At 59.2% G+C, this 23,716-nt stretch carries 19 protein-coding genes and 4 pseudogenes; 12 read left to right on the top strand and 11 right to left on the bottom strand.

All coding sequences use genetic code 11. From position 1 onward, the window contains the following. The first annotated feature begins 123 nt into the window (after positions 1-123). Positions 124-1,136 (top strand): annotated as a pseudogene (gene bmt, locus BSK43_RS19420) (betaine--homocysteine S-methyltransferase). 291 nt (positions 1,137-1,427) lie between these two features. Here bmt and BSK43_RS19415 read toward each other — a convergent pair. The 6 genes and pseudogenes from BSK43_RS19415 to BSK43_RS35765 all read right to left on the bottom strand — a co-directional run. After that, entirely contained in the window at positions 1,428-3,290 is a 1,863-nt protein-coding gene (locus tag BSK43_RS19415) for an FkbM family methyltransferase (protein WP_077468865.1), read from the bottom strand. A 77-nt stretch (positions 3,291-3,367) separates the two neighbouring features. Further along, positions 3,368-4,849 (bottom strand): glycosyltransferase family A protein, encoded by a 1,482-nt coding sequence (locus tag BSK43_RS19410; RefSeq protein ID WP_077468867.1) that lies wholly within the window; start codon positions 4,847-4,849, stop codon positions 3,368-3,370. Between the two features lie 106 nt (positions 4,850-4,955). After that, positions 4,956-5,684, bottom strand: coding sequence for a phosphodiester glycosidase family protein (locus BSK43_RS19405; RefSeq protein ID WP_205910661.1), 729 nt, complete (start codon positions 5,682-5,684; stop codon positions 4,956-4,958). A gap of 36 nt (positions 5,685-5,720) precedes the next feature. Further along, on the bottom strand, positions 5,721-6,413 hold the full coding sequence (locus BSK43_RS19400; protein WP_077468871.1) for a 4Fe-4S dicluster domain-containing protein: 693 nt from the start codon (positions 6,411-6,413) through the stop codon (positions 5,721-5,723). A gap of 101 nt (positions 6,414-6,514) precedes the next feature. Continuing rightward, entirely contained in the window at positions 6,515-7,996 is a 1,482-nt protein-coding gene (locus tag BSK43_RS19395) for a trimethylamine methyltransferase family protein (RefSeq protein ID WP_246662679.1), read from the bottom strand. Beyond that, positions 7,917-8,087: pseudogene (locus BSK43_RS35765) on the bottom strand (trimethylamine methyltransferase); the annotation flags it as partial. The pseudogene BSK43_RS35765 and the gene BSK43_RS19395, both read right to left, overlap by 80 nt. A 267-nt stretch (positions 8,088-8,354) precedes the next feature. Here BSK43_RS35765 and BSK43_RS19390 point away from each other — a divergent pair. Continuing rightward, positions 8,355-9,056 carry a B12-binding domain-containing protein gene (locus BSK43_RS19390; protein WP_068398962.1) on the top strand — a complete coding sequence of 234 codons (702 nt, stop codon included), beginning with the start codon at positions 8,355-8,357 and terminating at the stop codon, positions 9,054-9,056. A gap of 63 nt (positions 9,057-9,119) precedes the next feature. Here BSK43_RS19390 and BSK43_RS35760 read toward each other — a convergent pair whose 3' ends face one another. Continuing rightward, on the bottom strand, positions 9,120-9,281 hold the full coding sequence (locus BSK43_RS35760; protein ID WP_077468875.1) for an entericidin A/B family lipoprotein: 162 nt from the start codon (positions 9,279-9,281) through the stop codon (positions 9,120-9,122). A 19-nt stretch (positions 9,282-9,300) separates the two neighbouring features. Here BSK43_RS35760 and BSK43_RS19380 point away from each other — a divergent pair, with 19 nt between their 5' ends. The 7 genes from BSK43_RS19380 to BSK43_RS19350 all read left to right on the top strand — a co-directional run bounded on the left by BSK43_RS19380 (position 9,301) and on the right by BSK43_RS19350 (position 15,625). Further along, on the top strand, positions 9,301-9,939 hold the full coding sequence (locus BSK43_RS19380) for a DUF1638 domain-containing protein (RefSeq protein WP_077468877.1): 639 nt from the start codon (positions 9,301-9,303) through the stop codon (positions 9,937-9,939). A 237-nt stretch (positions 9,940-10,176) separates the two neighbouring features. Next, positions 10,177-10,479, top strand: a complete 303-nt coding sequence (locus BSK43_RS19375; RefSeq protein ID WP_077468878.1) for a virulence factor — start codon at positions 10,177-10,179, stop codon at positions 10,477-10,479. Then, on the top strand, positions 10,472-11,050 hold the full coding sequence (locus tag BSK43_RS19370) for a methylenetetrahydrofolate reductase C-terminal domain-containing protein (protein WP_077468879.1): 579 nt from the start codon (positions 10,472-10,474) through the stop codon (positions 11,048-11,050). The genes BSK43_RS19375 and BSK43_RS19370 overlap by 8 nt, the downstream gene beginning before the upstream one ends. A 3-nt stretch (positions 11,051-11,053) precedes the next feature. Further along, positions 11,054-12,160, top strand: coding sequence for a methylenetetrahydrofolate reductase (locus BSK43_RS19365; protein WP_077468881.1), 1,107 nt, complete (start codon positions 11,054-11,056; stop codon positions 12,158-12,160). A gap of 96 nt (positions 12,161-12,256) precedes the next feature. Then, positions 12,257-13,222, top strand: coding sequence for a methyltetrahydrofolate cobalamin methyltransferase (locus BSK43_RS19360; RefSeq protein ID WP_077468882.1), 966 nt, complete (start codon positions 12,257-12,259; stop codon positions 13,220-13,222). Between the two features lie 2 nt (positions 13,223-13,224). After that, positions 13,225-13,578: a hypothetical protein gene (locus BSK43_RS19355; protein ID WP_077468883.1), complete on the top strand. Its 354-nt coding sequence runs from the start codon at positions 13,225-13,227 to the stop codon at positions 13,576-13,578. A 46-nt stretch (positions 13,579-13,624) separates the two neighbouring features. Beyond that, complete coding sequence (locus BSK43_RS19350) at positions 13,625-15,625, top strand: ASKHA domain-containing protein (protein ID WP_068398959.1); 2,001 nt, start codon at positions 13,625-13,627, stop codon at positions 15,623-15,625. A gap of 18 nt (positions 15,626-15,643) precedes the next feature. Here BSK43_RS19350 and BSK43_RS19345 read toward each other — a convergent pair whose 3' ends face one another. Beyond that, positions 15,644-16,543, bottom strand: a complete 900-nt coding sequence (locus BSK43_RS19345; RefSeq protein ID WP_077468884.1) for a LysR family transcriptional regulator — start codon at positions 16,541-16,543, stop codon at positions 15,644-15,646. A gap of 122 nt (positions 16,544-16,665) precedes the next feature. Here BSK43_RS19345 and BSK43_RS19340 point away from each other — a divergent pair, with 122 nt between their 5' ends. From BSK43_RS19340 to BSK43_RS19330, 3 genes are all read left to right on the top strand, one after another. Beyond that, the gene (locus BSK43_RS19340) at positions 16,666-16,911 is read left to right on the top strand and encodes a hypothetical protein (RefSeq protein ID WP_077468886.1); all 246 of its coding nucleotides are present in this window, start codon (positions 16,666-16,668) and stop codon (positions 16,909-16,911) included. A 68-nt stretch (positions 16,912-16,979) separates the two neighbouring features. Beyond that, entirely contained in the window at positions 16,980-17,183 is a 204-nt protein-coding gene (locus tag BSK43_RS19335; protein WP_077468888.1) for a hypothetical protein, read from the top strand. Between the two features lie 302 nt (positions 17,184-17,485). Then, positions 17,486-18,505: a GlxA family transcriptional regulator gene (locus BSK43_RS19330; RefSeq protein WP_348641761.1), complete on the top strand. Its 1,020-nt coding sequence runs from the start codon at positions 17,486-17,488 to the stop codon at positions 18,503-18,505. 38 nt (positions 18,506-18,543) lie between these two features. Here the strand turns inward: BSK43_RS19330 and BSK43_RS19325 are convergent, their stop codons facing one another. The 3 genes and pseudogenes from BSK43_RS19325 to BSK43_RS19315 form a co-directional block, all read right to left on the bottom strand. Continuing rightward, on the bottom strand, positions 18,544-19,875 hold the full coding sequence (locus BSK43_RS19325) for a diguanylate cyclase (RefSeq protein WP_077468891.1): 1,332 nt from the start codon (positions 19,873-19,875) through the stop codon (positions 18,544-18,546). Positions 19,876-20,062: 187 nt separating this feature from the next. Further along, a pseudogene (locus BSK43_RS19320) lies at positions 20,063-20,892 on the bottom strand (response regulator). Positions 20,893-21,052: 160 nt separating this feature from the next. Continuing rightward, positions 21,053-23,637, bottom strand: a pseudogene (locus tag BSK43_RS19315) (mechanosensitive ion channel family protein). Positions 23,638-23,716 lie beyond the last annotated feature (79 nt).

Genomic DNA, 23,716 nt, shown 5'->3' with positions numbered 1-23,716 from the left:
CTGCAAGGGGCGCTTTTTTCTTCCGCGGGCGCCCGATCAATATATGGTAGGCGACATTGCCGTTGTGCGCACATAAAGAAATGTTTATATCTACATATAATAGCGAATACTCAAGGAGACGCCATGACAGTCGCATCCAATCCCCTGACCGATCTTCTTGCTGAAAAGGGCGTCCTGCTCGCCGATGGCGCGACAGGCACCAATCTCTTCGCCATGGGCCTGGAGGCCGGTGAAGCGCCGGAACTCTGGAACGAGCAGCATCCCGAACGGATCACAAAGCTGCATCAGGATTTCGTCGATGCCGGTGCCGACATCATCCTGACCAACACGTTCGGCGGCACGCGCCATCGCCTTAAGCTTCACCACGCACAGGATCGGGTGCATAGCCTGAACAAGGTAGCAGCCGAGATTGCTCGCAAAGTGGCCGATAATACTGACCGCAAGGTGATCGTCGCCGGCTCCGTTGGCCCGACGGGAGAGCTGTTGGTGCCGCTCGGCGCAATGACCTACGAAGATGCCGTTTCCGCATTCGTCGAGCAGATCGAAGGTCTGCAGGCCGGCGGCGCCGATGTCGCCTGGATCGAGACCATGTCGTCGCCCGAAGAGATCCGTGCTGCAGCCGAAGCCGCCGTCAAGGTCGGCATGCCCTACACTTATACGGGCTCGTTCGATACGGCGGGAAAGACCATGATGGGCCTGCATCCGAAAAACATTCACGGCGTTGCCGTCGATATCGGCGAAGGACCGCTTGCCGTAGGCGCCAATTGCGGCGTCGGCGCATCGGATATCCTTTCGAGCCTTCTCGACATGACCGAGGCAGATCCCGACGCCATCGTCGTCGTCAAGGGCAATTGCGGCATTCCCGAATATCGCGGCGCCGAGATCCATTATTCCGGCACCCCGCCACTGATGGCCGATTATGCGCGCCTTGCACGCGATGCCGGCGCCAAGATCATCGGCGGCTGCTGCGGCACCTCCTGCGATCACCTGGCTGCCATGCGGCAGGCGCTGGACAGCTACGTGCCCGGCCCTCGCCCGACACTGAGGTGATCATCGAGCGGCTCGGGCCATTGCGCAACAAGACCGCCAATGAAGGCGGCACGGCGCCGACCCGCGAACGCCGCCGCCGCGGCTGATATCGGCAAAATTAAAGCCGGCGGCAAGAACATTGCCGCCGGCTTCCATTGCACTTGCACGTCGCTGCCAGCGCGTGCTTTCTACTGTCTGAGCGGCGTCCGATTGACCGCATCCAGGAAAGACAGATCCTCGGCGCTATTCTTGCCGAAGACAAAGAAATCCGCTTCCGAAATCAATGGATGTTTGTAGGGATTGTCAAAGATAGATCACCGTCCGCGAAGCATCGAAGCCGGTATAGTGTTCGAAGCCCAGATAATTGCTCCCGCCATCTCGTCGAATCGAAGCTCCGTTCAATCGTCCGCGGCGTGTTGCATCGGCAAGGATGTAATGGGCCTAAGACCCACAAGCGGCTCAATCGGTTCGAACCATTTTTCCCACTCATCGCTGCCTACCAGCTTTAGCTCGTTGCCGTTGCGAAGGGTCCAGGCCCTGACGCGCCCGGCATATTTCGACAGGAGTTCCTTATAGCCGGAAGTGTGGTCGCCGCTGCGCGCGACAAGGTGGACCTCACAGAGAAAATCGGGATGAAGCACCGTATCGCGCATATCCTGGGTTTCATGATCGCATGTGACGAACACGGTGGGATCGCGGTCGCGGGCCGCGACCGCCAGGATGAATTCCACAAGCCCGTCAGCGCGGTCTGCATCGACGAGATAAATGATTGACGACGTATCCGCAGCGTCTGATCGCAGTAGCGAGATTGGATACATGGACGACAGAACCTCATCCTGCTTCTTCGAGCTGTCATAATGAGAGCCCGTACCGGCAGACGACTGTTCGTAGATCGTCGGGCGTTGCACCTCTATCGGTAGCAGCCAGCCTTCCTTGCGAGGCACGATGTAGGACGGAATGCCCTCGCGATGAAGATATTGCGCAAGCCAGGTATCGGCCATGTTGCGATGGCGGAAATCGGCAAGCGTCATCTTCACCGTGTTCGAATGGAAGGCACAGGCATTGGTTGCCACCACGTGGACGCGACGGCGGCGCATGAAAGCGCGTTCGAAATGAAGAACCGCCCGTCCGCGATCCTTATAGTAGCCGAGGCTCGGCTGCAGGATGATCGCCCCATGCACGCCCACGACAGCCTGCCCACCCAATTGCGCCAGTTCGCCGATCGTGCGGGCGACAAAATCGTTGGGATAGATGATGTCGTCGTCGCAGGTGATGTAGATCGCGTCCTCGACCTGCTCCAGGCCCCAGAACTTGCCGGCATCACCGTAGCGGCTGCCGTCGGTGTCGATAAAGTACCGAATCTTCGGATGCTCGGCTATGAAGCGCGGCGCCTGCGTAAATCCATTGAGATAGACAAAGAGGCAATCGATCTGCGGCAGCAGAGACATGACGGTTGCGCGAAGCGCAATCTCGTTTCCTGCGACCGTCGCCATCCCCGCAACGATCTGCCGGGTTGGCGGCAGCATCGCGAGATGACGCGGATTGACCAAATCTATCGCCCTTGTCGGCGCGGCAGCCTCGGAATAGGTCGGCTCGAAAAGATAGGTCGGCGTTTCGTTGTAAACCTTGATTTTGCGATAGCCGAGCGGCCGAAGCACAGCTTCCACACCCCGTAGAGCCTCCGCCGTCGCGGCTTCAACGAGCAATCGGGGTTTGCATCTTGCAATCGTGCCCACGGCGCCGCGCAATACATCAACTTCCATGCCTTCGACATCGATCTTGATCAGGTCAACCCTTCGATCTTGAACGATATCGTCAAGACGTGCTACCGGAACCCGTCCGTCTGCCGCAAGCTTGACACGGGCCATTCCCAACTTTGTGGGGGCCTCTTCGATAATGTCACCCATACCGGCCTCGGCGCCGAGAGCAATTGGCTTTATCTCAACACGATCCTGCAAGCCGTTCAGGTTCACATTCGCCTGAAGAATGTTCAGGGCTTCCGCATTCGGTTCGAAGGAAATCGTCCGAGCACCGAGCACCGCGCTGAAAAACAGCGTGTGATTACCGATATTGGCGCCGACGTCGATCACGAACGCATCTTCCGGCAACGCCGACCCGACATCCTCCAGCATGGCCCGCTCATAGAACGCGCCGCTTTGCAGGATGATCCTTTGAATATGGTCGTTCGGATTGGGAAGGTGGAACCGGACGGGAATCCGATAGCTGTTCACTTCGCAGGCGATCGTGGCTTGAAGCGTCATCGCAGTTCTTTCCAACATGCAAAAGTTTATCGAAACAGGGGCTTATCAGGAACGCGCCGGCGCGGCCGAAAGCATCGTCAGCGACCGCCGACGACCATCAATCCGCTGCCGCCTATGGCATCGAGGCTGAATTTCAAACCGGCGCTGACACTGGCCCAGCGCTTGGCGGCCAGCACTTCGGTCGCTCGGTCCTTGGCGAAAAGGCAAAGGTTGAAACCGGCAGGCGATAGATTGTTTGCCAGTGCTGGAAGGGCAACCAGGGCGCTCTCCGCCGGATAGGACGTATTCTGTAGATCGACGACGACCAAATCGAATTTGACATCCTCGGCAATGCGCCGCGTGTCAGGGAAATAGGCCGAAATGTCCTCGAAGCCGATTGTCGCAGCTTCGGCCTCGATGATGGAGACACCTTCCGTCAGGCCGCTTGCGATGAAACGCGCTTCGAGATCTCCAGCTTGCTCCGGCGTCACGCACAGGCAGTTCAGCCCGGCATTGCTGCCCGCCAAAAGCGAGGCCAGCACCAGGCCAGAGCGCGGCGCACCGATATGCAGAATATTCGGCGCATCGCTTCTTCCAAGCGCGGCGCGTCGAAGCGCCCAGATCTGCATCGGCGTCAGTGGGTTGCGGCCGGCGGCGGATTGGGCATCGAGCAGGGTCGGATAACCCGCAACGAGGATTTCGCTCGCCGTCATCTGCCAGGCATCTGAGGCGGCAACGGGTGCCACGCTGGTGGCAGCAGGAAGATCAGACAGATAGCTTGCCACAACGGCCGGTGCGGCAGCTTTTGGAGCGACGGTCTTTGCCGGCCTGGTCAACGGCAGGGGCGGCTTGTTGAAGGCATCCTGCGCGGAGCGCTGCTGCGCGGTGGAATTCAAGCCGTTCGAATTGGGGTCGAGATTGTGATGCGAATATGGATTGGTCGCCGTATAGCGATGGGCATTGACCGGCATGAATTCATAGCGCCGTGTCTGATCGAGGATCGGCAGCGCAAGCGCAATGTCGCAGGCAGCCATGAACCAGTGTCCGGCATTATCCTGGAAGTAGCCTTCTGGAATATTGTCCAGCAAGGATGAGCGGAAGCTGAAGAGATGGCTGGTCTTCCAACCCTGCTGTCGCGGAGAAAGATTGGGATCAAGCGCAGCATTGCCTCCGACCCCGCCACCATCGGTGACGAAGTTGGTCCAGACAACGTCCTGCCCGTTTGCATAGCTTCCGGACATCCGCTCAAGGATGGTGGGGATGATCAGCTGGTCGTCACCATCAAGAATGGCGATGAACTCCGCCATGCCAGTGCGCGGCCGCAAATGCTCCCAGACGTTGCGCGACTTTCCGAGCTGCACCTCGTTGCGGATGAAGGTGTGCCGGCCGGGAAAGAGATCGCTCAGAAGCGCTGCGGCGATGATGCCTGTGTCATCCTTCGAGCAGTCGTCCACAAAAAGAACGTGCAGATCGTCAAGCGTCTGCCGCGAAAGGCTCGCCAGCGATTGCCGGACATACATTTCGCAATCGCGCGCCGTCATGAAAATCAGCGCCTTTGCCCCATTTGCAATCTCTGTCATCGATGTCTCGAAGCCTCAATCCGACAATGTCCGTGCAGAGGACGTAAAATCCCCTGCTACGTCGATTAACGAATGTGGCTGGCTCCAACCTTGCGCATCGCGGCGCCTAGCCCGGCAATAGCTCGGTCACGGCGATGATCGGACCGAGCGGAAACAGGCCATCGCGTCTTTGCCATTCCGGAATGTCGAGGCTGGAAATACTGCCATCGAGAAACAGCGCGTTGGCGCAGCCAAGATCGTCACGGAAAAGCGTCGCGAAGTCATGGAAACGCACCGGGCCGTCCGAAACCGCGAACACGACCTTGCCATCACCGGTAACGCCGACACCATTTCGTGACTTCAAGCTGTTGCTGTCGGCCAGAAATGACGGATGGAGCGTGCCGTCAATGACGAGCATGGGACCGGATTGGGTCGCATAGAAAGGCTTGATACCGGAGGCAACGAAAGCCCTGCTTTCCATCACTCCGGCCCGCCCCGGCAGAAGATAGAACACGCCATTCGGCAACAAATGAAAATTGCCCCAGCCCTTGTTGGTATTGATTGCTTTCAGCTCCCGACCGTTCTGGATGAACAGACCGACAGGGGACTGATCGTCCAGATACATGCCGCCGTTCATGGCAAAGCGCACATAGGTGCGATCTAAGCGCAGATCGTTCTCCAGTGCTCGGAACGAACCATAGGGCTTGCCGCTGCGATCATTCTGGAAAAGCTGGATATCGTCGGCGGTCGGGTCGAAGATGCAGATCGTATAGCCGTCACCGAGATGCTGGACCTTGCGGCAGGCTTCGCCAGCCGACGCCGTCGCGGCAAAAGCAAGAACGGTGAGGATGATCATCAATCGAATCAACGCATGACTCCAAATGCCTATCCATCACAACTGAAGCGCCGCCATGTGAAAGGCAAGCTGCGCCGCGGGATAACGATAGCTCGCCCCAACGGGACAGGCATTGCGCGCAAGACAACCGGCAACCATGCAGCCCGCCTGCCCTTCCCTCGTCCGCAGATGCGATCGGCAGCGCGGAACGTCGAAGCGGGCGGGCGCCACAGCGCCGGCGGGACAGGCATTGAGGCAAGGCTTGGCCGCACAATGATCGCAAGGATGCTCGCCCTTCGCCGGCGCGGCATCGTCCATCAGATTATCGGCAAAACCCAGGGCGCCGCGATAGCCGTGCCAGAGACCATATTCCGGATGAATCAAGATACCGAGCGGCGAAGCCTTCAGCCCTTCCGCCCGCATGGCCCATTGCTGAAACGGCTGCCACGGCGGGTCCGAGGGAAAATAGGCCGTTGCGCCCAACTCGGCCGCAATCGGCCGAATGATCGCCTTCGACCAGTCGTCGAGCGGATCCTGGCGCAGAACGTTGTCCGGCGATTGTCGCCAATGCGAGAAGGGCGGCCAGATCGAGCCGCCGATATTGCCGAGCAGGATGACACTGCCGGCAGCTGTGCCGTCGGCCAATAGTGGCCCCTCGCCCTGATCGAAGGACAGGCTACCGCGAACAAAAACTCCGTGGACGCCGAGCGCCGCACGGAGCTGTTCGAAGACGGCAGGGCCGCCGTTCACCGTGGCCCCTTATACTGATAGTGCGGCCGCCAGACCTCCTTCTGGATGAGATCGGCAACGCGTATCGCTCCGCCTTGCTCCCTGGCGGCTTCGGGCTCTCTTCAAGTGAAAGCGTCAGGCATCGAATCCTTGCGCATCTTGATATAGGCCAGCAGAGCCTCATCAATCGCCGGGTCGAGCGGCGGCGCTTCATAGTGGTCGAGCCACGACCGGCAAAGCGCATTGGCGCGATCCTCGATACGCTTCTGGCCCTCGATCTCCCACTGTTCGAAGGAGTTGTTGTCGGCGAGCGCGGAACGATAGAAGGCGGACTGGAAGTTGGCCTGCGTATGAGCGCAACCGAGATAATGGCTGCCGGGGCCGACTTCGCGGATGGCGTCCAGCGCCTGTCCATTCTCCGAGAGATCGACGCCCTCGGCCATCTTCTGCATCATGCCGAGCTGGTCCTGGTCGATCATGAATTTCTCGTAGGAAGAAACGAGACCGCCTTCCAGCCAGCCGGCCGCATGCAGCACGAAGTTGGTGCCGGCCAGCAGCGTCATGTTCAAGGTGCTGGCCGATTCATGCGCGGCCTGCGCATCCGGAACCTTCGATGCGCAGAGCGAACCGCCGGTACGGAACGGCAGTCCAAGACGGCGCGCGAGCTGCGCGGAGCCGTAAGAAACCAGCGACGGCTCGGGCGTGCCGAAAGTCGGAGCACCGGATTGCATGGAGATCGAGGCAGCGAAAGTGCCATAGAGCACCGGCGAGCCCTTGCGGATCAACTGCGTGAACGAAGCGCCAGCCAGCACTTCCGCCAGGATCTGCGTCAACGTACCCGCCACCGTCACCGGGCTCATGGCGCCCGACAGGATGAACGGAGAAACGACCGAAGCCTGGTTATGCCGTGCATAGACCTTCAATGCGCCGAGCATGGTCTCGTCGAAGACCATCGGCGAGTTGGCATTGATGAGGTTCAGCGTGACGCAATTGTTCTCGACGAAATCATCACCGAAAACGATCTTCGCCATGGCGATCGTATCTTCGGCACGCTCAGGCGCCGTCACCGAACCCATGAACGGCTTGTCGGAATATTTGATATGGCTGTAGACCATATCGAGATGGCGCTTGTTGACCGGGATGTCCACCGGCTCGCAGACCGTACCGCCCGAGGAATGCATCGACGGCGCCATATAGGCGAGTTTCACGAAATTGCGAAAATCCTCGATCGTCGCGTAGCGGCGGTTGCCTTCGAGATCGCGTACGAAGGGCGGGCCGTAGACCGGCGCGAAGATCGTAGCCTTGCCGCCGACATGGGCGTTGCGCTCGCTGTTGCGCGCGTGCCAGGTGAATTCCTTTGGCGCGGTCTTCAGGAGTTCGCGGCAAAGCCCCTTTGGGAAATGCACGCGCTGCCCACGTACATCGGCGCCGGCTTCCTTCCAGAGTGCCAGAGCTTCGGCATCGTCGGCGAAACTCGATGCCGATTTCCTCAAGAACCGTATCGGCATTGCGCTCGATGAGCTGCAGGCCTTCTTCGTCAAGCACTTCGTAAACGCCGATCTTTCGGACGATATAGGGAAGCGACGGGCCCGGGCCGCCGCCACTGCGCGACGCTCGCCTTGCCGCCGCACCTCTTCCCTCACCGCGCGAACGCCGCCCACCGCCATCGCTACCCGCAACCGGCTGCTCGATCATATCGTCCATGATGCTTCCTCACTCCTGCGCATAATGCGTCTATCTGACCCTATGCTACCCGATTCCGCCAACCGGACGTTTCTTAATGCGCCAGCGACTAGCATAGGACAGACATGGCGGCTGCGATATCGCCTGATCTATATCCGTCGCGAATTATCCGTGCGACGTCGCTTTCGAAAAGAGTTTTGTCATCGTTGAGGTTTATCGCTTATTCAGGCAGTATTTTATACGGGCCCTTGATGCATTGCACGAAACGGGATGGAGCGCATGGCTGACGACGAAATCATTCTCTCGGAACTTTCGGACGAAGAACTCGTGCAGCAGATGCATGACGACCTCTATGACGGCTTGAAGGAGGAAATCGAGGAAGCGACCAATATCCTCCTCGAACGCGGCTGGACGCCGTATGACGTGCTGACGCAGGCGCTCGTCGAAGGCATGCGCATCGTTGGCATCGACTTCCGCGACGGCATCCTCTTCGTCCCCGAAGTTCTGCTTTCGGCCAATGCGATGAAGGCCGGCATGGCCATCCTGCGGCCGCTGTTGGCGCAGACCGGTGCACCAAAGCTCGGCAAGCTGGTGATCGGCACCGTCAAGGGCGACATTCACGACATCGGCAAGAACCTCGTCGGCATGATGATGGAAGGCGCGGGCTTCGACGTCGTCGACCTCGGGATCAACAATCCCGTCGAGAACTATCTTGACGCCATCGAGCGCGAACAGCCCGACATTCTCGGCATGTCGGCTCTGCTGACGACCACCATGCCCTACATGAAGGTCGTTATCGACACCCTGAAGGAAAAAGGCATGCGCGACGATTACGTCGTTCTGGTCGGCGGCGCACCGCTGAACGAGGAGTTCGGCAAGGCCGTCGGCGCTGACGCCTATTGCCGCGACGCTGCTGTCGCGGTCGAGACCGCCAAGGATTTCATGAAGCGCAAGCACAATAGCCTGGCGGCGAGAGCCTGACCATAAAGAACGCGGAGCCGGCGACAACCCTCGGGGTTGCCGCCGGCCTATCGATACCCCAAATTAATTGTTGGCAGCTCTCTTGACGGTATGACCAGCGTCTTCAGTGGCGTTAACGGCATTGGCCGTATCCCTGCCAACGCCACGAATTGTATTGGCGCATGAAGCGAGTACCATAAGGACTGCGCATGCGGCGGCAATTTTGGTGAGTGACGGTGCGGTCATGATTGGGAACCCCCTCTGAGTGGATATCGATCAAAAACAAGCGGAGACAAATTCTCCGCAGAATGAACGCCTGAACACACAAAAGGTTCACGTGATCGCGTGCGGGGCAATCGCGCGCGAGATATTGGCGGTCACCCGAATAAACGGGCTCGACCATATCGACCTGCACTGTCTTCCGGCGATATATCATTCGTACCCGCAAAAAATCGCGCCGGCGTTGGAAGAGGCGATTGTCGATGCGCGATCGCGCGGCTTCGAGAAGATCTTCATCGGCTATGCCGATTGCGGCACCGGCGGTCTGATCGACCGCATTTGCGAGCGCGAGGGCATCGAACGCCTCTCCGGACCACACTGTTATTCTTTTTTCACCGGCAACGAGGCTTTCGCCGCTGGGGACGATGACATCACCTCGTTTTTCCTTACCGATTTTCTGGCCCGCCAGTTCGAGGCCTTCGTCATCGTCCCGCTTGGGCTGGATCGCCATCCGCAACTGCGCGACATGTATTTCGGTAACTACCGCAAGGTGGTCTATCTCTCGCAGGAGGAAGACCCGGTGCTGCAGGCAAAGGCCAGGGAAGCCGCCACCTATCTCGGACTCGACTACGAATATCGCTTTACCGGCTATGGTGATCTTGGCCGCGAACTACTGGCCGTCTGATTGCGACATATTCGTCGCTTCCTGTTTGCCGGGCTTTGCCAGTACCGACATATCTGCGAGAGCGTAGATATTGAAAAACATTTTAAACTCGGCAATTTGAGAGGACAAACGCGCTTTTCCGCCGCTTGCTGATACGCTTTCCTCACCGCGTCGTTTTTTGACATATATCGCGTCGTGGCGAGCGCAGTCCCAAGGTCGGTCGCCGTGCATTCTGGAGTGAAGAGGAGATTTTTACGCATGGCCGATCGTATTGTCGTCTACTGGCGGGATATTCCAGCCCAGGTCATCATCAAGAAGGGCAGACAGACGGCAAAACGGGAGCTTTCGCTGCGTTTTACCGAGGCGATCGATATGTGCGCCATGCGCACCGGCGCCGCCGAAACAGACGACTATCTCGCCGAATGGCGCAAGGCTGATCCCACGCCCGTGTCTGATGACCTCGAGGCGGAAGCGGATAAAGCGGCCGGCGAGCTGGAAGCCGCCTATGATCGCGAACGGCTGGTGGCGCTGGTGAAGGCCGGAGGTCGCGACAATGGCTGATGCCATCCAGAAGCCTGGCAACGCCGCACCCGCGGCAAAGGCCGCCAGCGGCGCCTATACGCCGGCCGGCGTCTCACCCAATCGCCGCGCCCGGCGCAAATATACCGTGCGGCTCTGGGCGGTCCGTCATTCCCGCTTCTTGGAATGGTTTTACCATCGCTTCGCCGACGTCTTACTTCTGCTGCATCCCCTCTGGAAATCGATCGGCTACGAACGCGTGGAGCGGCCGATCACCTTCATCGAGCGCAATGTAAAGGGTTTTCTGTTCGACTGCCGCATGTGCGGCCAGTGCGCCCTGTCATCGACCGGCATGTCCTGTTCGATGAACTGTCCGAAGCAGCTGCGCAACGGCCCTTGCGGCGGCGTGCGCGCCAACGGCAACTGCGAGGTCGAACCCGATATGCCCTGCGTCTGGGTACAGGCGTGGAACGGGTCGCGGAATATGACCCATGGCGATTTGATCCTGAATGTGCAGAAGCCGGTGAACCAATCGTTGCGTGAAACGTCTTCCTGGCTGCGGGTCACGGCGGAAGCCGCAGCTGCCCGCGAAGCCGCAAAAAGGGAAGCGTGATAGATGGCACATATCGACGAAAACCCGCTCGGGGTGCATCTACCGCTAGACCCGCTGCCGGGCCATTCGTCGCTCGGACGCCTTGAGCGCGTCCTCCGTCGCGGCGAATTCGCCGTGACAGCCGAATTGAACCCACCCGATAGCGCCAATCCCGAAGACGTCTATGAGCGCGCCGCGATTTTCTCCGGCTGGGTCGACGGCATCAACGCCGTCGATGCGTCCGGCGCCAACTGCCACATGTCTTCTGTCGGCATCTGCGCGCTGCTGACGCGCATGGGCTATGCGCCGATCATGCAGATCGCCTGCCGCGACAAGAACCGCATCGCCATCCAGGGCGACGTGCTGGGTGCTGCCGCCATGGGTGTGTGCAACATCATGTGCCTGACCGGCGACGGCGTACAGGCAGGCGACCAGCCAGGCGCCAAGCCGGTTTTCGACCTCGACTGCATGTCGCTGCTCGAAACCGTGCGCATCATGCGCGACAACGCCAAATTCCTCTCGGGGCGCAAGCTGACGTCGCCGCCAAAGGTCTTTCTCGGCGCCGCCATCAATCCCTTCGCGCCGCCCCACGACTTCCGGCCCTATCGGCTGGCAAAGAAGATCGAGGCCGGCGCGCAGTTCGTGCAGAGCCAATACTGCTATGACGTGCCGATGTTCCGCGATTACATGAACAAGGTGCGCGATCTCGGCCTGGACGAGAAGTGCTTCATTCTGGTCGGCGTCGGCCCCCTTGCTTCTGCGAAAACCGCCCGCTGGATGCGCTCCAACGTGCCGGGCGTGCATATTCCCGATGCCATCATCAAGCGCCTCGAAGGCGCGCAGGATCAGAAGAAAGAAGGCAAGCAGCTCTGCATCGACATCATCAACGAGGTGAAGGAGATAGCGGGCGTTTCCGGCGTCCATGTCATGGCCTATCGCCAGGAAGAATATGTCGCGGAAATGGTGCATGAATCCGGCGTGCTGAAGGGCCGCCAGCCTTGGAAGCATGAAGCCAACCAAACGGACGCTCTCGTCGCCGAACGGCTGGAGCACATCCGTGGCGGCAAAGAGGAAAATCAGCAGGAAATGGCCGAGGCCGCCGCTCATCATCCCTTACACAAGACGCATTGAGATCGAGTGGCGGGCGGAGGAGCTCGGCCCCGCTTGTAACCCCCATCCCGGCACGATAGACCAACTCTATCGGGCAGACCGACCAGAGGATCAAACATGACGCGCACCATCGTTGCCTCCGCCACTCGCGAAATCATCATCGGCTTCGACCAGCCCTTTTGCGTGATCGGCGAACGCATCAACCCGACGGGGCGCAAGAAGCTTGCCGCCGAGATGATCGAGGGCAATTTCGATACCGTCATCAAGGATGCGCTCGAACAGGTGGCCGCCGGCGCGACCATGCTCGACGTCAATGCCGGCGTCACCTCGGTCAACCCGAACGAGACGGAACCGGGCCTGCTGGTGCAGACGCTTGAAATCGTCCAGGGCCTCGTCGATGTACCGCTCTCGATCGACAGCTCGGTGACAGCAGCTATTGAAGCCGCTCTCAAGGTCGCCAAGGGCCGGCCGCTGGTCAATTCCGTAACCGGCGAGGAGGAGAAGCTCGAGGCCATCCTGCCGCTCATCAAGAAATATGACGTACCCGTTGTCGCGATTTCCAACGACGAAACAGGCATTTCGATGGATCCGGACGTGCGTTTCGCCGTCGCCAAAAAGATCGTCGAACGCGCGATGGATCATGGCATCAAGCCGCATGACATCGTCGTAGACCCGCTCGTCATGCCAATCGGCGCGCTGGGCGATGCCGGCCGCCAGGTCTTCGCGCTACTGCACCGCCTGCGCAACGAGCTGAAGGTCAACACCACCTGCGGCCTTTCGAATATTTCCTTTGGCCTGCCGCACCGCCACGGCATCAATGCCGGCTTCATCCCGATGGTCATCGGCGCTGGCATGACCTCGGCGATCATGAATCCCTGCCGCCCGCAGGAAATGGAAGCCGTGCGCGCGGCCAACGTGCTGAACGGCACCGACGCCAATTGCACCAATTGGATTATGACCTATCGCGATTACAAGCCGGCGGAAGGTGGAGCGAGTGCCCCGGCTTCTGCGGCTCCATCAGCTGGCGGCGGCCGGCGTGGTGGACGCGCAGCGCGAACCGGCGCGGGAGCTGCGAGGGAATAGCGATGACCTATCCCAGCCGCAAGCTTTCCGACGACCTTGCCACCTTGTGGATCCAGGCCCCCATGGTGATCGGGATGCGCCTCTCGCAAATGTGGATGACGGCCATGATGGGCGGTCGCGTCGATACGGTCGAATTCAACCGGATGATCAACGAGAAGATGGCTGCGGCCGGAGAAAGCGTCATCGCCGCCAACACGGCGATGGCTGAACAGAATATCGCGGCAATGACAGCAATCGCGATGGGGCGCAACGCCTCGTCGCACAAGGCGGCAAATGCGATCGCCGAGGCAGCGATCAAGCCATATACCAAGCGCGTCCGCTCGAACGTGCGCCGCCTTAGCAAACAGAAAGACTAAATCCGTGGCCCAAGCCGGCGACAGCGCGAATCCCCTTGTCCTTTTCATGCCTTCCGGCAAGCGTGGCCACTTTGCGGTGGGCACACCGGTGCTCGAAGCCGCACGACAGCTCGGCGTCTATGTCGAAAGCGTCTGCGGTGGCCGTGCGACTTGCGGCCGTTGCCAGGTTTCGGTGCAGGAAGGCAACTTCGCCAAGCACAAGATAGTCTCTGCCAACGACCATCTGTCACCGATCGGCCCGAAGGAGCGGCGTTACGCAGAAGTCCGCGATCTTCCCGAAGGCCGCCGCCTCTCCTGTTCTGCGCTGATCCAGGGAGATCTGGTCATCGACGTGCCGCAGGACACTGTGATCAATGCGCAGGTGGTCCGAAAGGCAGCCGACGAGCGGGTGATCATCCGCGATACGGCCGTACACATGTGCTATGTCGAGGTCGAAGAGCCGGACATGCACAAGCCCTCAGGCGATCTCGACCGGTTGAAGGCGGCCCTGGCCGCCGATTGGAAATACGACAATCTCGAAGTCGATTTCCATATCATCCCGCAGGTACAGTCGATCCTGCGCAAAGGCGAATGGAAGGTCACTGCCGCGATCCATAGAGATCACGAAAGCGATCCCCCTCGGCTGATCGCCCTTTATCCTGGCCTCAAGAACGAAGCCTACGGCATCGCCTGCGATATCGGCTCCACCACGATCGCCATGCACCTCTCCTCGCTGCTGTCGGGCCGCACGGTTGCGTCCGCGGGCACATCCAACCCGCAGATCCGCTTCGGCGAGGATCTGATGAGCCGCGTCTCCTACGTCATGATGAATCCGGATGGACGCGAGGCGATGACGAATGCCGTCCGCGAAGCGCTGAATGGGTTGATCGACAAGGTCTGCGCCGATGGCGGCGTGTCGCGCCAGGACATTCTCGATGCCGTCTTCGTCGGCAACCCGATCATGCATCACCTCTTCCTCGGCATCGACCCGACAGAACTTGGCGGCGCGCCGTTCGCGCTTGCCGTGTCCGGTGCCGTGCATCTGAAATCGGCCGAGATCGGCTTGCCGATGAATGCCGGCACCCGCGTCTACATGCTGCCTTGCATCGCCGGCCATGTCGGCGCCGATGCTGCTGCTGCCACGCTGGCAGAGGGACCACATCGTCAGGACGAGATGATGCTACTCGTCGATATCGGCACGAATGCCGAAATCGTGCTCGGCAACCGCCATCGCGTCGTTGCAGCCTCCTCGCCGACAGGCCCTGCCTTCGAAGGTGCCGAAATCTCCAGCGGTCAGCGCGCGGCGCCGGGCGCGATCGAACGTGTCCGCATCGACCCTGTCACGCTGGAGCCGCGCTATCGCGTCATCGGCATCGAACCCTGGTCCGACGAGCCCGGTTTTGACGAAGGCGCCGCAGCTGTCGGTGTGACGGGTATCTGCGGATCGGCCATCATCGAAGTGGTCGCGGAGATGTTCCTGAGCGGCATCATCTCGGAGGACGGCGTGGTCGACGGCGGCATGATGGCGCGTTCGCCGCGCATTTTGCAGAACGGCCGCACCTATTCCTACCTGCTGCGCGATGGCGAGCAGCGGATCACAGTCACGCAGAACGATATCCGCGCCATCCAGCTCGCCAAGGCGGCACTCTATGCCGGCGTCAAATTGTTAATGGACAAGCAGGGTATTGCTCACGTCGATCGCATCGGTCTGGCAGGCGCCTTCGGCACCTTCATCGACCCGAAATACGCGATGGTGCTTGGGCTGATACCGGATTGCACGCTCGACAAGGTCAAGGCCGTCGGCAATGCCGCCGGCACCGGCGCGCGCATGTCATTGCTCAATCGCGGCTACCGCCGTGAGATCGAGGAAACTGTCAGCAAGATCGAGAAGATAGAGACGGCGCTTGAATCAAAGTTTCAAGAGCATTTCGTCTACGCCATGGCATTGCCGAACAAGGTCGATGCCTTCCCGGAACTGTCCAAGGTCGTGACCCTGCCTGAACGCAAGCAGATTTCCGACGATGGCGGAGATGGCGGCGGCCGCAGACGTCGCCGCAGCCGCGAGTAAGGCGCATTCGGCCGTGGCTTAAGCCGCCATTTTCCGGCCGATCTCGACAAATGCCTGGCGGATGCTATCCGCCACGGCCTTCATCGGCCCGGTCATCTGCGATGCCGTCAGCAGACGAATGTCGAAGGAGGTGAGTTCCGGCAGCCCCTCATTCGGACCAAGGATCTCCATATCCTCCGTAATATAGGAGCGTGGGAACGGCGCGACCGCAAGATCGGAGACAATGGCGGCGCGCTGCGCCATCGTATGAGCGCTGAGATAGGAGACGCGATAGGCTCTCTTCTGCCGCTCCAGCTGCGCCATGGCTTCAGAACGCCAAATGCAGCCCTCCTCCCAGATCGAAATCGGCAACGGATCGCGGCGATAGGCAGTGCCGCATTTTGCGCCCGCCCAGACGAGGCGTTCGGTGTAGATGACCTCGCCTTCGGTCGGAAATGGCCGCGTCGCGCAGTTGATCAACGCCAGATCCAGCCGCTGCTCCTCGAGGCGTTTCTTTAGCTGAATACTCATGTCGACGGTAACATCGACCATGATGCCCGGATAACTCTCCGAAAAACTCTTCAGAATGGTCGGCAGCAAGCGCTCGCCGATATCATCGGGAGCGCCAAGCCGCACCACGCCGCTGAGTTCGGGCATGATGAAGCGCGATACCGCTTCGTTGGAAAGCGCCAGAATGTTCCGCGCATAGGAAAGCAGCATCTCTCCATGCTGCGTCAGGCTCACCGAGCGCGCATCGCGCAGGAACAGCGTGACGCCGAGCTGCTCTTCCAGCTTCTTGATCTGCATCGACACAGCGGACGGCGTGCGAAAGACCGCATCGGCAGCGGTCGAGAAATTCCCGGTTTCGGCGATGGCGACAAAGGTGCGCAGAACTTCATTATCAAGCAACGGTATAGGCCGGCGAAACGGTACGGTCATATCGGTGACTTTCAATTTTTCTGATCCTTAGCACCATATCATTTCATTTGTCTGATTGTCAACGAAGCACCATATTAGATGTAATGGAAATTAACGCAGACAGCCGCAAAGGAGAAAACACCATGGCTGGCACGGTATTCGGCGACACCTCTCGCCTTCTGACACTCTTCAATGTCCGGAAAATTCAGCGGACGGCACAGCATACGCTGGACGAGATCGCAGCACGCTTTCCCGCCCACTTGATCGACGACGTCAACGCACGCGGGCTGCCGCCGGATCGGACGCTATCCGCTCTCGAACGAAAGTCCGTCAAAGCGCGTTCGTTCAAGAATACTGATGTCAGCTATAAAATCTATTCGTTTGATTGATGAGTATGCTGCATCCATATTACCATTCAACGGTCGGGTGACTGTTTGAGGCTGAAAGGAGCCTGGAAATGACCACGATAACTTATAGACAGGCCAGCGGTTCACGGAACTCGTTTCCGTCTGGCGGCTACACGCCCTTCCTCTCTCGCATCGCTAATCGCTGGCAGCAGTGGCGTTCGCTCCGCGAGCTTGAGTCCCTGTCCGACGACGTTCGCAAGGACATGGGTTGGCCGGCAGCGATTGAAACCAAAAATCCGAAGGCCACGCGATGATCGGACGGAACCGTAGAAACTAAAGGCGACGCTCAACCTCAGCGGGTGTCGCCTTTTGAACATTTGTGCCTCTGAATACGCATGCCGGATTAAACCTGAGAATTACCCGCATATATATTTGGCTATTCAGGCAGATTGCCTGCCTTCCCTCTGCCTCCCTTATCAGCACAGCATTTTTCATAGTATACGCAAATATCCCTTTGCGGCCGCGATTATCCATGCCAATGTCGCTATTAGACCATCGAGCCGACGTATTTGACGCAAGGAATACGTAATGGTCCTGGAGCATGGATTTTCACGATATGAGCAAGACTCCGATTAAGACGCGTTCCCTGGTTTTCTTCCTCGTTCCGCACTTCACCATGCTGCCGTTTTCCGCCGCGGTAGAGACGTTGCGTATCGCCAATCGCATGCTGGGCTATCCCGCTTATACGTGGCGGCTTGCCTCCACCGACGGCCAGAAGGTCTATTCCTCCAGCGGCATCGGCCTCGAGGTCAATTCGGCGCTGGCCGACGAGCGTCGTTATCTCGGCGGCGAGAACCGGCCGAACATGGTACTGGTCTGTTCCGGCATTTACGTCGAGGAGTTCAACAACAAGTCTGTCAATGCCTGGCTGCGTGAGACCTATAATCGCGGCGTCGCCGTCGGCAGCCTCTGTACGGGCGCGCATGTGCTTGCCCAGGCGGGTCTGCTCAATGGCAAGCGCTGTGCGATCCACTGGGAAAATCTTCCCGGTTTCTCCGAGACCTTCCCACAGGCGGAAGTCTATGCCGATCTCTACGAGGTCGACAGCAATCTCTATACCTGTGCCGGCGGCACGGCTTCGCTCGACATGATGCTGAACCTGATCGGCCAGGATTTCGGCGAAAACCTCGTCAACCGCGTTTGCGAACAGCAGCTCACCGATCGCGTCCGCAGCCCGCACGACCGCCAGCGCCTGCCGCTGCGCGCACGCCTCGGCGTGCAGAACGCCAAGGTGCTGTCGATCATCGAGCTGATGGAAAGCAACCTCGCAGAACCCCTGTCGCTGCTGGAAATCGCCGATGACGCGGGCCTGTCGCGCCGTCAGATCGAACGCCTGTTCCGCCAGGAAATGGGCCGTTCGCCGGCTCGCTACTATCTGGAAATACGTCTGGATCGCGCCCGGCACCTGCTCGTGCAGTCTTCCATGCCTGTCGTGGAAGTGGCCGTCGCCTGCGGCTTCGTCTCCGCCTCGCACTTTTCCAAGTGTTACCGCGAGCTCTACAACCGCTCGCCGCAGCAGGAGCGCGCCGAGCGCAAGCTGACCATGTCGACGAACCGCACAGGCATCGTCGTCTGATAGGCCCTGAGCCAAATTAATGGAACAATATAGGCGGCCTACTCGGCCGCCTCTTCCGTCATCCTGAAGTCGGAATAGACTTGATTGCGGCCATTGTGCTTGGCCATATAGAGAAATTGATCGGCGGCGTTGAGATAGTTCTCAAAGGATTCGTAGCCGACAATCTCGGCCACGCCGATAGACACCGTCACCGACAGTTCCTCGTCATCGGCATGGACCTTCAGGTTCGCAAGGCTGAGCCGAACCTCGTCACACAATGCGGTCGCAGCCCGCGAATTCATCTCCGTGAAGAGGATTGCGAACTCTTCGCCGCCGAGCCGTGACAACAGGTTCTCGCTGCCCTCGAAGAGGGAGTGAAGCCGACCGGCGACTGCCTTCAGCACCTGATCGCCAATCTCGTGACCATAGGTGTCGTTCAATTTCTTGAAATGATCGATATCGAGGATAGCGACCGAGCTCGGCCGCTGCCGGCGCAGACACTCATTCACAAGCCTCGGCCCGTGATCATAGAAATAGCGTCGGTTATAGAGCCCGGTCAGATAGTCGCTCGCCGCCGCCGCGCGCAACTTCTTCAGCTGCGTCAGCGTCTCGACATTCAGCGCAATGCGGCATTGCAACTCCTCTGGAACGAAGGGCCGATAGATGAAGTCGCTCGCGCCGGCCTTCAGAAAGGTCGCTGACAACAGCCGGTCGGTCGAAGACGAGATGCCGATGATCCGCATCCAATCCGATCCGTAGCGATGGCGTATGCGGCGGGTCAGTTCATGGCCGTTCATGTCAGGCATGTTGTAGTCGGTGACGACGATTTCGATATCCTCGAACTCCTCAAGCGCAGCCAGCGCCTCGATGCCGGTACCGGCTTCGGTGACCTTGAACTGCTGAGCTTCCAGGAGATCCGTCAGCATCTTGCGTGCCGACGGCACATCATCCACGACCAGCACCCGCGTCGAACGATTGGCAATGGCACGTCGCACCGCCGAGACGAGGTTATCCAGCGCGAACTCACTGTCTTTCAGCACATAATCGACGACATTGCGTTCCATGATGCGATTACGCGTCGCCATGTCGAAGGACGCCGTGAAAACGATCGTCGGGATACGATGCGCGACCGCAACATCAAGTGCCTCCCCATGCGCGGCATCCGGCAGATTGAGATCGATCACCGCCATGGTGAAGCTATGGCTCGCATCCGCCAATGCTTCGTTCAGCATTTTCAGCGAGGAGCAATGCGTGACGGAAAAGCCGAGTTCGGTCTCAAATCGGTGCGACAGCACGGCGGAAAACATGCGTGAATCCTCGACCAGAAGTATCTTCTGGCTGCTGTTGCGATAGCTGCCGCTATCGCTGAGGGATCCCACATGCAGTACCATTTCCCTTCAATTCCCCCCATGCCTTCCGGCATATGAACATTCAGTCAATCGCAGCTCTTCCAAACCGTCTTTCCCATTATCCTGAACAGGATTCGTGAAAAATTGGAACCGCAGATTGCAGGTATTTACTTAAAAAATGACTCATCCTCACATTTTGCAAGGACTGCCCTTTACTGGCGGCACTGTTCTACGCGATTTCGCTGACCTTTCGCGCCGACTGGATCTGCAGCAGCGTGTCGAGGTTTTGATTCACGCGGCAGTAGAACTCTTCGTCGATGAACGGCCGCAGGATGAAATCATTGCCACCGGCCTTGAGGAAACGCGCAGAAAGAAGCCGGTTGGTGGATGACGAGACACCGATGATGCGCAGCTCATGCGAGCCGGTCGTCGCGCGGATACGCCGCGTCAGGTCGAAACCATCCATGTCGGGCATGTTATAGTCGGTGACCATGAGGCCGATATCCGGATTGGCCTTCAAGAGCTCGAGCGCTTGGCACCACTTTCCGCGACACTGACACGGAAGTTGTAACGCTTCAGACGGCTGGAGAGCAAAGCCCGCGCCGTTGGGCTGTCATCGACGATGAGGACGTGATGGCGGTGGTTGGTGAGAAAGCGGCAGATCGATTCCGCCAGCATGTCCACAGCGAATATATTGTCCTTGAGAATGTAATCGACGACATCCTTGGCGATCAGCTCGTCACGCATGCCTTCCAGAAAGGTGCCGGTGAAGGCGATCGTCGGAATGCTGAGATCAACCAGATATGTCAGTGCCTCGCCTTTTTCGGCTCCCGGCAGGTTCATGTTCGAAATTGCCAGCTTGATCGGCTCAGACGACTTGTCGTAGGCGAGCTGCAGCTCCTCGAAATTGCGGCAGGTTTCGACGTCGATATCCAGAAGCTCCTTGAGCTTGGAACGGATCATCGAGGTAAAGAGATTGGAATCTTCCACCAGAAGAATGCGCGAGCCGGCAAGCGACGCGCCGGAATACTGCATTCCAGAAACACCTAGAAATGGCATAATAAAAACCTGTTTTGAAATTACCCCTCTATAGTTTTTCTAGAACAAAGCCTTTGAGTATTTGTTAAATCGACTGGTTTCCCGAAGATGAAGAAAATAGCCGGCTACGGCGCGCTTGTTGGCAAGCACGCCCGGCTGCAGCTTCTTCGGTATCGTCGTCTTATTCGGCTGCGGTTCTTCCGCGGCGGCGACCTGCGCTCTTTATTTCCGGCGCATTGTTTTCGGCCGGGGACGCAATGCTTTCAGCCATGATGTCCTCTGTCTCGGGACCATCGGCCGAGTCCGTCAGCTTGCTGCCCGCGGCATCCATACGCTGGCCGCGCCTGCCGTCGCGAACAATGTGCAGTTCCTGATGCGGATAGGGAATGGATATCCCTTCCTCGCGGAAACGTTTGAGGATCTGGATGCGCAGATTGTTGCGAATCTCCATACCGTCGGAAAGATCGGACAGATAGAAACGCATCTCGAAATCGAGCGATGACGGGCCGAAGCGCAGGAACTCGACATGCGGTTCCGGATTTCTCAGCACCTTCGGCACGCCGCGCACCAGTTCCAGCAGGATCTCCATGACCTTCTGCGGATCGGATTCGAAACTGACGGATACCGGGATCTCCGAGCGCGCCAACCTGTTGCGATGGGTCCAGTTGCCGACCGAGGCGTTGATGAGCTCGGAATTCGGCACGATGATCGATTGCTTGCGGAAGGTCTCGATCTCGGTGGCGCGTACCGAGATGCGCTTGACGATGCCTTCCGATGTGCCCGACACGATCCAGTCGCCGACCTTGAACGGCCTCTCGACCAGAAGGATCAGGCCGGACACGAAGTTCGACACGATATTCTGCAGGCCGAAACCGATACCGACGGAAAGGGCGCTGGCGACGAGCGCCAGGCTGGAGAGGTCTATGCCCGCGGCCGAAATGGAAATGATCGCCGCGACTGCGATGCCGAGATAGCCGATACCGGTCTTTACCGAATTGCGGACACCCAGATCCACCTGGCCGCGCGCCATGACGTTGCTGTCGAGCCAGCGCTGGAACCAGCGCGTCACCAGATAGCCACCGGCGAACAACAGGATGCCGGCGCAAATGCCGAGCAGCGAGATCGATATGTTGCCGATGCGGATCTCTGTGAACAGCCGGTAGGCGATGAGTTCGAGGTCCTGGATGTGGAAGCCCCAGGACAACAGGATTAGGGGAATGCCGGTGAGCAGCGCCACGGCATAAGTCGCAAGCCCGGCAATGAGCCCGCCCTGATCAAGCGCGACGTCACCGAGCTTGAGACGGCTTTCCAGAAAGCGCCCGATGATCGTCTCGGCAAAGACACCCTGCTTCGAGACCGCCTTGCCGAGCTGAAAGCCGAGATACATGGTCGCGATGACGGCACTCGTCACGATCATCTGCGTTGCCATGAAGCGGGCAAGGCCGACATAGCCGATGAACGAGATAAAGATGACCAATGCGCCGAGAATACGAAGGATGAGCGCCATGCCATGCGGCCAGCGGCGACCCGGAGCATCGGGATCGCCATTCTTGGCCAACATCGGTGAACCGAACGAGGCCGCAATCAGGATCAGGCCGATCAGCAGGGCAGCAAGGAAGCTTTTGGCAACCGTGACGACCACAGGCGATCCCATGGACTCGCTGATACGATCGAACACGTAGTCCAGCCCATTGACCACGGCCATGGCCTGCAGGCACCAGGTCAGCGAATGCGCGCCCTTGTTAGACAATTTGACCAGACGCCAATGCGGCCGGAACGGCGCGAATACAGCATTGCTGAGACTGCCGACGAAATAGACGAGACCGATGAAACCGAAAAGTGCCGCCAGGATCGGCGCGATATCCGGCCTGAGCACGTTGAAATTCGAAAGGAAGAAAAAGGACGTGACCAGAAATGCCGCGAGCGACAACGTGCGGATCAAGGTCGACCAGAACGCAACCGAAAGCCGGCTGATGTAGGGCGGGTTCTCGACGGCTTCGTCCTGAACGTAATAGCGATGGAACAACCGATAGCCGCCGGAAAAGATGATCAGGGCAGCGGCGATGGACAGGAAGACGGCGGCAAGCAGCGAGCCGAGCTTGGCTTTCAGCACGAAGCCGATCCAGCTGGTCACCGCATCCCTGAACGATATGCTCTCGTCGACCAGCGCCGATCCGGCATCCTCGAATGTCCCCGAGGAAATTTCCGTGCGCTTCAGCAATGTCTCGGTGAAGAGCTTGCGGCGCTTCTCCGTGAGCTGGATCGAAAGTCGATTGGCTTCCGCAGTCAGATTGTCGGCATCGAGTATCAGGGCGCTGATCTGCGAACGCTCAGCGTTCAGGCGCTCGCGCTCCTGCGTGACGATCGCGGCTTCCGGCGCTGCCCTTCCTTGGGGGCAGCCCCGAGCTGAGTCAGCCGCGCATCGATCTCCGTGTTACGGGGCTTCAGCCGCGTCGAAATTGCTGCAACGGAGCGATTGAGATCGTCTGCCCGACCCGAGAGCGCGACGAGCGTCTCATCGTCGCCACCCGGCTGCTTTGCGCTGTCCTGAAGGGATGCATATTCTTTCTTCGCCTTGTTGAGGTCGGTGACCGCGGCTTCCAGCAATCCATTGGCAAGCGGCTGGGGCTGTTGCTCTGTCTGCTGTGGCGGTTGCGCCGTCTGCTGATCTTGCGCGAAGGCATCCCGGCCCGCCAGCGGAACGGCGGCCATGATGGCGCTCAGTCCCAACAGAAACACGGGCAAGAGAAGGAGGCGGAAATTCAACAGGCGCAAGCAAAGCTCCTCGTCGCACATAAAATCATGAGCAATGGATGACCAGAATCGCCACGCAGAATGAAGACCC

The organism is Rhizobium sp. P44RR-XXIV, from assembly GCF_001999485.2.
Classification (GTDB): Bacteria; Pseudomonadota; Alphaproteobacteria; order Rhizobiales; family Rhizobiaceae; genus Rhizobium.
Note: the sequence above shows the minus strand (reverse complement) of the source record. Positions and strands in the feature narration are given on the sequence as shown.